Genomic DNA, 13,638 nt, shown 5'->3' on the forward strand with positions numbered 1-13,638 from the left:
CTCGCTATGGCTGCACAAATCCGAGAACTGCGCCGGCGGATCAAATCCGCTGGGTCGATCAAGAAGATCACCAAGGCGCAAGAGCTGATCGCGACGTCACGCATCTCCAAGGCGCAGGCCCGCGTCGTGGCGGCGCGCCCATACGCGACCGAGATCACCAATGTGCTGACCGCGCTGGCCGACGACGCTGCGCTGGATCATCCGTTGCTGGTTGAGCGGGCCGAGCCGAAACGGGCCGGTGTACTTATCGTCTCGTCGGACCGTGGTCTCTGCGGCGGCTACAACGCCAACGTGCTGCGCACTGCCGAAGAACTGTTCGCTTTGTTGCGCGAGCAGGGCAAGACTCCGGTCGTGTACGTGGTCGGGCGTAAGGCGCTGAACTTCTACAAGTTCCGTGGCCGCAAGGTAACCCAGTCCTGGACCGGATTCTCCGAGCGGCCTGAGTACGCGCACGCCCAGGAAATCGCGGGCGTACTGGTGGACGCGTTCCTGTCCGGCGCGGACGATGATGGCGATGACCCGGGTGCCGACGGCATTCTGGGCGTGGATGAGCTGCACATCGTCTACACCGAGTTCAAGTCGATGCTGACGCAGTCGGCTGCGGCTAAGCGGATCGCGCCGATGGAGGTCGAGTACGTCGGCGAGTCCGCCGGACCGACCACTCAGTACTCGTTCGAGCCTGACGCCACAACGCTTTTCGCGTCGCTGCTGCCTCGTTACCTGGCTACCCGGGTGTACGCGGCGCTGCTGGAGGCGGCAGCCTCGGAGTCGGCATCCCGCCGACGTGCCATGAAGGCGGCCACGGATAACGCCGATGAGCTCATCAAGGGGCTCACCCTGGAAGCCAACCGTGCTCGCCAGGCCCAGATCACCCAAGAAATCAGTGAAATCGTCGGCGGCGTGGACGCGCTTGCCTCGGCCGCCGCAAGCGAACATTAGGAAGAGACGAGTAGATGACCGCTTCAACTGCTAACAAGACCGTCGGGCGAGTTGTTCGCGTTACCGGCCCGGTCGTTGACGTGGAGTTCCCGCGTGACGCCGTGCCGCCGCTCTTCTCCGCCCTTAATGCCGAGATCACTTACGAGGCAATGGCCAAGACGCTGACCCTCGAGGTGGCGCAGCATCTGGGTGACAACCTGGTGCGCACCGTGTCCATGCAGCCGACCGATGGTCTGGTGCGTGGCGTGGACGTCACCAACACCGGCAACACCATCGCGGTGCCCGTCGGTGACGGCGTCAAGGGCCACGTCTTCAACGCCCTGGGCAACTGCCTCGACGAGCCTGGCTACGGCAGCGACTTCGAGAAGTGGTCGATCCACCGCAAGCCGCCGGCCTTCGATCAGCTTGAGCCGCGTACCGAGATGCTTGAGACCGGTTTGAAGGTCGTTGACCTGCTGACCCCCTACGTGCGTGGTGGCAAGATCGCCCTCTTCGGTGGTGCCGGTGTCGGTAAGACCGTTCTTATCCAGGAGATGATCAACCGCATCGCCCGGAACTTCGGTGGTACTTCGGTATTCGCCGGCGTGGGTGAGCGCACCCGTGAAGGTAACGACCTCTGGGTCGAGCTCGCCGACGCCAACGTGCTGAAGGACACCGCCTTGGTGTTCGGCCAGATGGACGAGCCGCCCGGCACGCGTATGCGCGTCGCCCTGTCGGCGTTGACGATGGCGGAGTACTTCCGCGACGAGCAGGGCCAGGACGTGCTGCTGTTCATCGACAACATCTTCCGGTTCACCCAGGCCGGCTCGGAGGTGTCGACCCTGCTGGGCCGCATGCCTTCTGCGGTGGGTTACCAGCCGACACTGGCCGATGAGATGGGCGAGCTGCAGGAGCGCATCACCTCGACCCGGGGTCGCTCGATCACCTCGATGCAGGCCGTCTACGTGCCCGCCGACGACTACACCGACCCCGCACCCGCGACCACGTTCGCGCACCTGGATGCCACCACCGAGCTGTCTCGTGCGGTGTTCTCCAAGGGCATCTTCCCGGCCGTGGACCCGTTGGCTTCGTCGTCGACGATTCTGCTGCCGTCCGTGGTGGGCGACGAGCACTACCGGGTTGCGCAGGAAGTCATCCGCGTCCTGCAGCGTTACCAGGACCTGCAGGACATCATCGCGATCCTCGGTATCGACGAGCTGTCGGAAGAGGACAAGCAGCTGGTGGGCCGCGCACGTCGTATCGAGCGCTTCCTGAGCCAGAACATGATGGCTGCCGAGCAGTTCACCGGCCAGCCCGGCTCGACCGTGCCGCTCAAGGAGACCATCGAGGCCTTCGACAAGCTCACCAAGGGCGAGTTCGATCACCTGCCCGAGCAGGCGTTCTTCCTCATCGGTGGCCTCGACGATTTGGCCAAGAAGGCCGAAAGCCTCGGCGCCAAGCTGTAGTTCGTCACTAGCTATCTTCAAGGAGGTGCACTGAATGTCCGAGATTGACGTCGAGATTGTCGCCGTCGAGCGCGAGATCTGGTCGGGTAAGGCCACGTTCGTCTTTACCCGCACGACCTCCGGTGAAATCGGCATCCTGCCGCACCACATTCCGTTGGTGGCGCAGCTGGTGGACGATGCAGCGGTGAAGATCGAGCGCGAGGGTGCTGACGACCTGTGGTGGGCGATCGACGGGGGATTCCTCTCGATCACCGATACCAAGGTGAGCATCTTGGTTGAGTCTGCGCAGCCACGCGCTGATATCGACGAGTCAAAGGCCAAGACCGATTCCGGTTCGGAGGATCCACGGGTAGCGGCGCAGGGACGCGCGCGCCTGCGGGCCCTCGGCCAGACGGTTTAGCGTTAGCCACACGGCCTAACCGCCCTGAAATAAGCACTAAGGAAGCCGCTTTTGAGCGTGACGGCGATGATCGAGATATCGGTCATCGCCGTCCTTGCTTTGGCGGTAGCTGCGTTGAGCTTTCGTCTGCTCAAGTTGCGGCAAGGGGGGACCGCCGCGCTCCTGCGGGATCTACTCGACACGGGGGAGGGCCGCTGGCGTCACGGCGTCATGCGGTACCGCGAATCCGAGGCGGAGTTCTATCGGCTGTCCAGCATTCGGCTGTGGCCGGATCGCCGGCTGTCGCGGCGCGACCTCGAGATCGTTGATCGCCGGATTCCACGCGGCGACGAATATGACATCATGACCGCCGAGATCGTGGTGCTGCAGCTGCGCGACGGAGGACGTGAATACGAAATGGCGCTGGACCGCGGTGCATTGACTGCATTCATGTCGTGGGTGGAGTCCCGACCCTCGCGGCGTGCCGAACGCCGCACCCGCTAGCCGATCGTGCGCACCCGCTAGGCGGGTTGCGCGGGTCCGCCGGGCTTCCAGAGCGTGTCCTTGCCGTCGTTGGCGACTCGCGACAGGATGAACAGCAGATCCGAGAGCCGATTCAGATACTTGGCTGTCAGCACATTGGTGTCGTCCGGGTAGGCGTCAATGGCCGCCCAGGCCGACCGTTCCGCCCGGCGCACCACCGTTCGTGCCACGTGCAACAACGCCGAGAGCGGCGTACCACCTGGCAGTACAAAGGAATTCAGTTTCGGAAGATCCGCGTTGTACTCGTCACACCAGCCCTCGATGCGGTCGACGTATGGCTGGGTGATGCGCAGCGGGGGATAGTCGGGATCGGGCACTACCGGAGTCGACAGGTCCGCTCCCGCGTCGAACAAATCGTTCTGGATCTGCAGGAGCACGGAGGTGAGTGCAGCTGTGGGTGTACCCAGTACGACGGCGACACCGATGGAGGCGTTGGCCTCGTCGCAGTCGGCGTATGCGATCAGCCGCGGGTCGCTCTTCGGAACGCGCGAGAAGTCGCTCAGACCCGTGGTGCCGTCATCCCCGGTGCGGGTATAGATGCGGGTGAGATGCACGCCACTTGATGAGCCTCGCCCACGCTCGGAGTCCGTCTCGCTTGTGCGGGCTTCATCGGTCTCGTCGCCTCTTCGCGCAAGCGGCTCATCTGTCATGGCTTGAAACGTTACCCGGCTACGCTGTCGGGCGTGAGCGAGCATTTCTTGGTGACCGGCGGCGCCCGGCTTACTGGTCAGGTGGCGGTTACCGGTGCCAAGAACAGTGTGCTCAAGCTGATGGCGGCCACGCTGCTGGCGGAGGGGACCAGCACGATCACCAACTGCCCGGACATCTTGGATGTGCCGCTGATGGCCGAGGTGCTGCGAGGATTGGGTGCGACGGTAGAGCTAGCAGGCGATGTCGTCACGATCACCTCGCCGGATGAACCCAAGTACGACGCCGACTTCGCGGCGGTGCGGCAATTTCGGGCGTCGGTCTGTGTCTTAGGCCCCCTGGTGGGACGGTGCCGACGGGCCAAGGTGGCCCTCCCTGGCGGTGACGCCATCGGGTCGCGCCCGCTCGACATGCACCAGGCGGGCCTGCGCCAGCTCGGCGCGGAGTGCACCATAGAACACGGTTGCGTGGTCGCAGAGGCAAAGTCGTTGCACGGCGCTGATATTCAGCTCGAGTTCCCGTCGGTGGGTGCTACCGAGAACATCTTGATGGCGGCGGTACTCGCGGACGGTGTGACCACGATCCACAACGCGGCGCGCGAGCCCGACGTGGTGGACCTGTGCACGATGTTGGTTCAGATGGGCGCGCAGATCGAGGGGGCGGGCACGTCGACGCTTACGGTGACTGGCGTTCCGAAGCTTCATCCCACCGAACATCGCGTCATCGGCGACCGAATCGTTGCTGCCACTTGGGGTCTCGCTGCCGCGATAACCCGAGGCGACGTTACGGTCACGGGAGTAGACCCGGAGCACCTGCAGCTGGTGTTGCATAAACTGCATGACGCAGGGGCCACAGTTACGCAGGACGACAACGGATTTCGTGTGGTTCAGTATGAGCGCCCCAAAGCGATCAACGTGGCCACGCTGCCGTTCCCAGGATTTCCAACTGACTTGCAGCCCATGGCAATTGGGCTCGCGGCGATAGCCGACGGCACCTCAGTGATTACCGAGAATGTCTTCGAGGCCCGATTCCGCTTTGTCGAGGAGATGATGCGGCTGGGCGCGGATGCGCGGACCGACGGGCATCACGCCGTGGTGCGCGGTATCCGGCAGTTATCCAGCGCTCCTGTGTGGTCATCGGATATTCGGGCCGGCGCGGGACTCGTGCTCGCCGGGTTGGTGGCGGATGGCGTCACCGAGGTATACGATGTCTTTCATATCGACCGCGGTTACCCGTTGTTCGTGGAGAACCTCCAGAGCTTGGGTGCTGAAGTCGAGCGGGTCAGCTAGCGCTGACCGACCCCGAACCCCGAAGTTGACCAGGTTCATTGGACTTGGTACAGTGGTGGGGTTGCCCTGAAGAGCGAAGGCCGGGACAAGGAAGCGATTCCAAAATTCCGGTCTGGGTTGGTGCGCAGTTGACCAGCCCGCAACCCGGAGTTTGACTCAAGTTCATCAAACTTGATAAGGTTCCCGGGCCGCTTAGAAGGGTGAAAGCCGAAATAGAAGAAGAAATTCAGATATCTCGGCGATCGGATGGTGAGCAGGTGACCAGCCAAAACCGGGAATTTGACTCAAATTCACTGAATTTGATACGGTTTCCAAGTCGCCCGAAAGAGCGAAAGTCGGAATTCAGGAAGAAATTCCAGAATGTCGGCGATCGGATGGTGAGCAGGTGACCAGCCAAAACCGGGAATTTGACTCAAATTCACTGAATTTGATACGGTTTCCAAGTCGCCCGAAAGAGCGAAAGTCGGAATTCAGGAAGAAATTCCAGAATGTCGGCGATCGGATGGTGAGCAAGTGACCAGCCAAAACCGGGAATTTGACTCAAGTTCACCGAACTTGATACGCTTTCCAAGCCGCTGAAGAGCGGAGGTGAGAATAAAGGAAGTAATTCCCGAATTCATAGCCACTAAAAATAAAATGTGTTGTTTGAGAACTCAATAGTGTGTCAGTGTTTATTTTTTAACAATTCTTTTGACAGTTGTTTTGTCGGGGTTAAATTTTAATTGGAGAGTTTGATCCTGGCTCAGGACGAACGCTGGCGGCGTGCTTAACACATGCAAGTCGAACGGAAAGGCCCTTCGGGGTACTCGAGTGGCGAACGGGTGAGTAACACGTGGGCGATCTGCCCCGCACTTTGGGATAAGCCCGGGAAACTGGGTCTAATACCGAATAGGACCACGTGCTTCATGGCGCGTGGTGGAAAGCTTTTGCGGTGTGGGATGAGCCCGCGGCCTATCAGCTTGTTGGTGAGGTAATAGCTCACCAAGGCGACGACGGGTAGCCGGCCTGAGAGGGTGACCGGCCACACTGGGACTGAGATACGGCCCAGACTCCTACGGGAGGCAGCAGTGGGGAATATTGCACAATGGGCGCAAGCCTGATGCAGCGACGCCGCGTGAGGGATGACGGCCTTCGGGTTGTAAACCTCTTTCAGTAGGGACGAAGCGAAAGTGACGGTACCTACAGAAGAAGGACCGGCCAACTACGTGCCAGCAGCCGCGGTAATACGTAGGGTCCGAGCGTTGTCCGGAATTACTGGGCGTAAAGAGCTCGTAGGTGGTTTGTCACGTTGTCCGTGAAAACTCACAGCTTAACTGTGGGCGTGCGGGCGATACGGGCAGACTAGAGTACTGCAGGGGAGACTGGAATTCCTGGTGTAGCGGTGGAATGCGCAGATATCAGGAGGAACACCGGTGGCGAAGGCGGGTCTCTGGGCAGTAACTGACGCTGAGGAGCGAAAGCGTGGGTAGCGAACAGGATTAGATACCCTGGTAGTCCACGCCGTAAACGGTGGGTACTAGGTGTGGGTTTCCTTCCTTGGGATCCGTGCCGTAGCTAACGCATTAAGTACCCCGCCTGGGGAGTACGGTCGCAAGACTAAAACTCAAAGGAATTGACGGGGGCCCGCACAAGCGGCGGAGCATGTGGATTAATTCGATGCAACGCGAAGAACCTTACCTGGGTTTGACATGCATAGGACGTATCTAGAGATAGGTATTCCCTTGTGGCCTATGTGCAGGTGGTGCATGGCTGTCGTCAGCTCGTGTCGTGAGATGTTGGGTTAAGTCCCGCAACGAGCGCAACCCTTGTCCTATGTTGCCAGCGGGTAAAGCCGGGGACTCGTAGGAGACTGCCGGGGTCAACTCGGAGGAAGGTGGGGATGACGTCAAGTCATCATGCCCCTTATGTCCAGGGCTTCACACATGCTACAATGGCCAGTACAGAGGGCTGCGAAGCCGCAAGGTGGAGCGAATCCCTTAAAGCTGGTCTCAGTTCGGATTGGGGTCTGCAACTCGACCCCATGAAGTCGGAGTCGCTAGTAATCGCAGATCAGCAACGCTGCGGTGAATACGTTCCCGGGCCTTGTACACACCGCCCGTCACGTCATGAAAGTCGGTAACACCCGAAGCCAGTGGCCTAACCTTTTGGAGGGAGCTGTCGAAGGTGGGATCGGCGATTGGGACGAAGTCGTAACAAGGTAGCCGTACCGGAAGGTGCGGCTGGATCACCTCCTTTCTAAGGAGCACCATTCCCAGCCGAATGAGCTTGGGAACATAAAGCGGGTTTCTGTAGTGGTTACCTGCTTGGTGAATATGTTTTGTAAATCCTGTCCACCGTGTGGATAGGTAGTCGGCAAAACGTCGAACTGTCATGAGAATTGAAACGCTGGCACACTGTTGGGTCCTGAGGCAACACATTGTGTTGTCACCCTGCTTGGTGGTGGGGTGTGGTCCTTGACTTATGGATAGTGGTTGCGAGCATCTAACAAGCCTCGCTCGTTTACGAGTGAGGCTAGTTTTTGCAATTTTATTAGCTAAGTTCTTAAGGGCGCATGGTGAATGCCTTGGCACTAGAAGCCGATGAAGGACGTAGGAGGCTGCGATAAGCCTCGGGGAGCTGCCAACCGAGCTTTGATCCGAGGATGTCCGAATGGGGAAACCCAGCACGAGTGATGTCGTGTTACCCACTGCTGAATATATAGGCTTTGGGAGGAAACGCGGGGAAGTGAAACATCTCAGTACCCGTAGGAAGAGAAAACAACCGTGATTCCGTGAGTAGTGGCGAGCGAAAGCGGAAGATGGCTAAACCGCATGCATGTGATACCTGGTAGGGGTTGTGTGTGCGGGGTTGTGGGAGTAATACGTGTCGGCTCTACCAGGCCGGCGGACAGTAAAAAAGTGTCGTGATTAGTGGAAGTGGTCTGGAACGGCCTGCCGCAGACGGTGAAAGCCCGGTACGCGAAAATCCGACGCCTGTCTTGTGTTATTTCCCGAGTAGCAGCGGGCTCGTGGAATCTGCTGTGAATCTGCCGGGACCACCCGGTAAGCCTAAATACTCTCTAGTGACCGATAGCGGATTAGTACCGTGAGGGAATGGTGAAAAGTACCCCGGGAGGGGAGTGAAATAGTACCTGAAACCATGTGCCTACAATCCGTCAAAGCCCCCTCGTGGGGTGATGGCGTGCCTTTTGAAGAATGAGCCTGCGAGTCAGGGACACGTCGCGAGGTTAACCCGTGTGGGGTAGCCGTAGCGAAAGCGAGTCTGAATAGGGCGCCCATAGTGGCGTGTTCTGGACCCGAAGCGGAGTGATCTACCCATGGCCAGGGTGAAGCGGCGGTAAGACGCCGTGGAGGCCCGAACCCACTTAGGTTGAAGACTGAGGGGATGAGTTGTGGGTAGGGGTGAAAGGCCAATCAAACTCCGTGATAGCTGGTTCTCCCCGAAATGCATTTAGGTGCAGCGTCGCGTGTTTCTTGTTGGAGGTAGAGCTACTGGATGGCCAATGGGCCCTAAAAGGTTACTGACGTCAGCCAAACTCCGAATGCCAATAAGTTAGAGCGCGGCAGTGAGACGGCGGGGGAGAAGCTCCGTACGTCGAGAGGGAAACAGCCCAGATCGCCGGCTAAGGCCCCTAAGCGTGTACTAAGTGGAAAAGGATGTGCAGTCGCAAAGACAACCAGGAGGTTGGCTTAGAAGCAGCCACCCTTGAAAGAGTGCGTAATAGCTCACTGGTCAAGTGATTGTGCGCCGACAATGTAGCGGGGCTCAAGTACACCGCCGAAGCCGCGGCATTCATGCAATACATTCCCTTCGGGGCAGTGGCATGGATGGGTAGGGGAGCGTCCTGCACCCATTGAAGCTGCGAAGTGATTCAGCAGTGGAGGGTGCGGGAGTGAGAATGCAGGCATGAGTAGCGACAGGCAAGTGAGAAACTTGCCCGCCGAATGACCAAGGGTTCCTGGGCCAGGCTAGTCCTCCCAGGGTAAGTCGGGACCTAAGGCGAGGCCGACAGGCGTAGTCGATGGACAACGGGTTGATATTCCCGTACCCGTGTGTGCGCGCCCATGATGAATCATTGGTACTAACCGCCCAAAAGGTTCTAGATCAATCTCTTCGGAGTGCGACGTGAATCCGCTGCGTGGGACCTTCAGTGGTAGTAGTCAAGCGATGGGGTGACGCAGGAAGGTAGCTGTACCGGTTAGTGGTTATACCGGAGCAAGCCCGTAGGGCGACATCTAGGTAAATCCGGATGTCATAAGCCTGAGAGGTGACGCATAGCCGATTGAGGCGAATTCAGTGATCCTATGCTGCCAAGAAAAGCCTCTAGTGAGTTCACACACGGCCCGTACCCCAAACCAACACAGGTGGTCAGGTAGAGAATACTAAGGCGTACGAGATAACTATGGTTAAGGAACTCGGCAAAATACCCCCGTAACTTCGGGAGAAGGGGGACCTCGCTTGGTGACCGGACTTGCTCCGTGAGCTGAACGAGGTCGCAGAGACCAGTGAGAAGCGACTGTTTACTAAAAACACAGGTCCGTGCGAAGTCGCAAGACGATGTATACGGACTGACGCCTGCCCGGTGCTGGAAGGTTAAGAGGACCCGTTAACCCTTGGGTGAAGCGGAGAATTTAAGCCCCAGTAAACGGCGGTGGTAACTATAACCATCCTAAGGTAGCGAAATTCCTTGTCGGGTAAGTTCCGACCTGCACGAATGGCGTAACGACTTCTCAACTGTCTCAACCATAGACTCGGCGAAATTGCACTACGAGTAAAGATGCTCGTTACGCGCGGCAGGACGAAAAGACCCCGGGACCTTCACTATAGCTTGGTATTGGCGTTTGGTTCGGTTTGTGTAGGATAGGTGGGAGACTTTGAAGCAGGCACGCCAGTGTTTGTGGAGTCAACGTTGAAATACCACTCTGATCGTATTGAACCTCTAACCTCGGACCGTATATCCGGTCCAGGGACAGTGCCTGGTGGGTAGTTTAACTGGGGCGGTTGCCTCCTAAAATGTAACGGAGGCGCCCAAAGGTTCCCTCAACCTGGACGGCAATCAGGTGTTGAGTGCAAGTGCACAAGGGAGCTTGACTGCGAGACCTACAAGTCGAGCAGGGACGAAAGTCGGGACTAGTGATCCGGCACCTCTGAGTGGAAGGGGTGTCGCTCAACGGATAAAAGGTACCCCGGGGATAACAGGCTGATCTTCCCCAAGAGTCCATATCGACGGGATGGTTTGGCACCTCGATGTCGGCTCGTCGCATCCTGGGGCTGGAGCAGGTCCCAAGGGTTGGGCTGTTCGCCCATTAAAGCGGCACGCGAGCTGGGTTTAGAACGTCGTGAGACAGTTCGGTCTCTATCCGCCGCGCGCGTCAGAAATTTGAGGAAACCTGTCCCTAGTACGAGAGGACCGGGACGGACGAACCTCTGGTGTACCAGTTGTTCCACCAGGAGCACGGCTGGATAGCTACGTTCGGACAGGATAACCGCTGAAAGCATCTAAGCGGGAAACCTATTCCAAGACCAGATTTCTCACCCTTTTAGAGGGATAAGGCCACCCACAGACTATGGGTTCAATAGGCCAGACCTGTAAGCGTAGTAATACGTTCAGGGAACTGGCACTAATCGGCCGAAAACTTACTAATAAAACCGCAACCACTATTCGTCGTCATTTTGACGATCGCACTCCACCACCAGATAACTTTGTGTGTTATTCACACAATTAGAGTTACGGCGGCCACAGCGAGAGGGAAACGCCCGGTCCCATTCCGAACCCGGAAGCTAAGCCTCTCAGCGCCGATGGTACTGTTCTTAACACGGAACGGAAGAGTAGGACACCGCCGAACATAAATTGGAAATACCCCCCAGGAAACTGGGGGGTATTTTCATTTGTGCTGATAGATTTCTGCAGGTGTTCAAGGGCCGCCTGCGTCTGAAGCCCGCCGCGACAATCGTCGGCACTGTCGTGTTGGTACTGGTGATTTACGTGGGATTTCTCGTGGTGTACCGCATGCTGAACCAGTCGCTACCACCGTCACCCGACGCGGATTTGTCGAGGGATAACGAGACAGTGGTCGTGATCGACCTCCAAGATCTTCGTACCGTGAATAACCGGCTGGATGCCGAGGTGGTGGTGCTACCTGCGGACTCGTTGGTCGACGAGGATGGCCTGCTGAGTTCGGACGTAGCAGTGCGGCTGGTGTCCTCATTGGATTTTGGCGAGCGACATTTTGCGCGTGGCACCATCCCAGCAGCGACCGACGACACGTTGGTTGCGGCAGGCGATGCGCAGATCTGGCCCTTCGACGTGTACACCACTGGACACCTGCGGGCGGAAGTATTGGCGGGCAGTGGACCGGCGCGTCATCGGGTCCCGGCGCGCATCGAAGTAATCGGCAGTCTGGGCGGTTGGAAGGTTGCCCGGGACATGTCGACCGCATCCGACGGACACGAAGAAACCGTAGTGACGCTCAAACGCGCGCGCGGCACGCTGGCATTCGATGTGGGCATCTGCTTGGTGCTGATTACCCTGCCGGCCATGGCCTTGTTTGTCGCCATCGAAACCGTAAGGGGCGTTAAGAGATTCCATCCGCCGCTGACAACGTGGTTCGGAACCATGCTGTTCGCGATAGTTCCGCTACGGAACATCCTGCCCGGCGCACCGCCGCCGGGCGCCTGGATTGATCAGGCCCTCGTGCTATGGGTGCTCGTCGCGCTGGTGGTGGCGATGGTGCTCTATGTCGAAGCTTGGTGGAAGCAGTCGGATTGAGACGCCTCGGTTAGACCGGTACCGCAAGTTCTGTGGGCTCGGCGCGGCCCCGCAGAGTCACGGTATCGCCCGAACGCCAATGCAAGGCCTCGCGATGGTGTGCGCGCAGCACGGTGTCGAGGGAGGCGACCAACTGCCCCGGCACGGTCTTGGACAACTCGCAGAGCCGTGCGGCCTCGTTGACTGGGTCGCCGATGACGGTGTATTCAAATCGGTCGTGTGCGCCGACGTTTCCGGCCACCGCCTGCCCTGAGGCAACGCCGATGCCGGCCTGACATTCGGGGACCTCGGCGCGGAGGCGGCGGGCAATGGCCCGTGCGGCCGCCAGGGCTTGGCTCTCGGGACGGTCCTGCCGGACCGGCGCTCCGAACACCGCGAGGGTGGCATCGCCCTCGAACTTATTGACCATGCCCTCATACCGGTCGATCTCTTCGACGACGACGGTGAAGAACCTGTTGAGCAGTTCGACCACCTCGATGGCGGGTCGAGTGGCCGCCAGCTTGGTGGATCCGACGATATCGGCGAAAAGCACCGCGACATGGCGCTCTTCGCCGCCGAGTTCGGGCTGTTGCAGTTCGGCGGCCGCGGCGACCTCCCGTCCTACGTGCTTGCCGAAGAGGTCGCGAACCCGTTCGCGCTCGCGAAGTCCCTCCACCATCGTGTTGAAACCTGCCTGCAGCTCGCCGAGCTCGGTGCCGTCGTAGACGACGAGGTTGATGTCCAGATCATTCTGTTCCACGCGTTTGAGCGCGGCCTGTACTTCCTTGACCGGCGTTGCCGTCATCCATGATGCGATCCACATCAAGATGAGGCCGAAGAGCACGGGAAACGAGGACAGGATGATGACCGCGACCGCGAGCTGGTCCATGGTGAAGTTACGAAAGACTAGTGCGCCCAAAGCTGCGAGCATGATGCCAGCCGCTGGAACTCCCGAGCCCAGCATCCACGCCAGCATGGTGCGCATCATGATCCCCGAGATGAGTCGGCGTTTACGCGGTCCCGCCTCGAGGGCGCGAGCCGCCACGGGTCGCATGGCGAATTCGGTGAACAGGTAATTGGCGGCGCACACCACGATCCCGCTGAACCCCACCGCGAAGAAGATCTTCGGGATGTACATCGGATTCTGAAGCCCGTACAACGTCGTGAACAAGGCGGTCGCGCACGCCCAGAGAATCCCTTCGACGACTGTCAGCCGCCAGGGCACCGCGAAGGTGGCGCGCTGCTCGGCCTTCGTTGGTGGGCGCTCATCCATGGCCCAGCGCACCACCTTGAAGATCCGGCGGGTTCCCCAGTACGCGCCGATCAAGACGGCGAGTGTCACGTAGACCGGCACCACAACGAAGTTGATCCACCACGGCGCGTCGAAGATGTTGGGGTCGGGTATCGCGACGAGGACCAGCAAGATGATGACCCCGACGCCAATGAGGTTGGCGGCCACCACGAACACTGTGAGGATCAACTGAATACGGACTCGCTGAACCAACGCGCTTTGGTCGTAGCGACCGAGCAGCCACGAACCGTACCCGTCGCCGGCCTCGAGCCGCCCGGTCTGACCGGTAACCGCGGCGAGGGCGCTGCCCACTCGCCGCGACAAGGCACGCATTGACTCGTTAGCCATAGTTGTGG

Annotated in this window: 8 protein-coding genes and 3 rRNA genes; 9 read left to right on the top strand and 2 right to left on the bottom strand. The window is 59.4% G+C overall.

The genetic code is table 11. The annotated features are described in order from the left end of the window. Nucleotides 1–6: 6 nt before the first annotated feature. The 4 genes from FZI91_RS10740 to FZI91_RS10755 all read left to right on the top strand — a co-directional run bounded on the left by FZI91_RS10740 (nucleotide 7) and on the right by FZI91_RS10755 (nucleotide 3,267). Nucleotides 7–939 (top strand): F0F1 ATP synthase subunit gamma, encoded by a 933-nt coding sequence (locus FZI91_RS10740; protein ID WP_155938954.1) that lies wholly within the window; start codon nucleotides 7–9, stop codon nucleotides 937–939. A gap of 14 nt (nucleotides 940–953) precedes the next feature. Next, nucleotides 954–2,384, top strand: a complete 1,431-nt coding sequence (atpD, locus tag FZI91_RS10745) for a F0F1 ATP synthase subunit beta (RefSeq protein WP_155938955.1) — start codon at nucleotides 954–956, stop codon at nucleotides 2,382–2,384. Nucleotides 2,385–2,418: 34 nt separating this feature from the next. Further along, nucleotides 2,419–2,784 (top strand): F0F1 ATP synthase subunit epsilon, encoded by a 366-nt coding sequence (locus FZI91_RS10750; protein ID WP_155938956.1) that lies wholly within the window; start codon nucleotides 2,419–2,421, stop codon nucleotides 2,782–2,784. Between the two features lie 66 nt (nucleotides 2,785–2,850). Further along, nucleotides 2,851–3,267: a DUF2550 domain-containing protein gene (locus FZI91_RS10755; RefSeq protein ID WP_155938957.1), complete on the top strand. Its 417-nt coding sequence runs from the start codon at nucleotides 2,851–2,853 to the stop codon at nucleotides 3,265–3,267. Nucleotides 3,268–3,284: 17 nt separating this feature from the next. On the opposite strand, the gene FZI91_RS10760 is transcribed toward FZI91_RS10755, so the two are convergent. After that, nucleotides 3,285–3,860 (bottom strand): cob(I)yrinic acid a,c-diamide adenosyltransferase, encoded by a 576-nt coding sequence (locus tag FZI91_RS10760; protein ID WP_162525691.1) that lies wholly within the window; start codon nucleotides 3,858–3,860, stop codon nucleotides 3,285–3,287. A gap of 129 nt (nucleotides 3,861–3,989) precedes the next feature. On the opposite strand from FZI91_RS10760, the gene murA reads away from it, so the two are divergent. The 5 genes from murA to FZI91_RS10785 all read left to right on the top strand — a co-directional run bounded on the left by murA (nucleotide 3,990) and on the right by FZI91_RS10785 (nucleotide 12,012). Then, nucleotides 3,990–5,243 (top strand): UDP-N-acetylglucosamine 1-carboxyvinyltransferase, encoded by a 1,254-nt coding sequence (gene murA, locus FZI91_RS10765; protein ID WP_162525667.1) that lies wholly within the window; start codon nucleotides 3,990–3,992, stop codon nucleotides 5,241–5,243. A 719-nt stretch (nucleotides 5,244–5,962) separates the two neighbouring features. Beyond that, a 16S ribosomal RNA gene (locus tag FZI91_RS10770) occupies nucleotides 5,963–7,478 on the top strand. A gap of 296 nt (nucleotides 7,479–7,774) precedes the next feature. Next, nucleotides 7,775–10,887, top strand: a 23S ribosomal RNA gene (locus FZI91_RS10775). A gap of 85 nt (nucleotides 10,888–10,972) precedes the next feature. Next, nucleotides 10,973–11,089: ribosomal RNA gene (gene rrf / locus FZI91_RS10780) — 5S ribosomal RNA — on the top strand. Together the 16S, 23S and 5S rRNA genes form the textbook arrangement of a ribosomal RNA operon. A gap of 59 nt (nucleotides 11,090–11,148) precedes the next feature. Next, the gene (locus FZI91_RS10785) at nucleotides 11,149–12,012 is read left to right on the top strand and encodes a DUF4436 family protein (protein WP_155939111.1); all 864 of its coding nucleotides are present in this window, start codon (nucleotides 11,149–11,151) and stop codon (nucleotides 12,010–12,012) included. Nucleotides 12,013–12,022: 10 nt separating this feature from the next. Here the strand turns inward: FZI91_RS10785 and FZI91_RS10790 are convergent, their stop codons facing one another. Continuing rightward, nucleotides 12,023–13,630 (bottom strand): adenylate/guanylate cyclase domain-containing protein, encoded by a 1,608-nt coding sequence (locus tag FZI91_RS10790; protein WP_155938959.1) that lies wholly within the window; start codon nucleotides 13,628–13,630, stop codon nucleotides 12,023–12,025. Nucleotides 13,631–13,638 lie beyond the last annotated feature (8 nt).

The sequence above is a fragment of the Mycobacteroides sp. CBMA 271 genome, from assembly GCF_009729205.1.
GTDB lineage: Bacteria > Actinomycetota > Actinomycetes > Mycobacteriales > Mycobacteriaceae > Mycobacterium.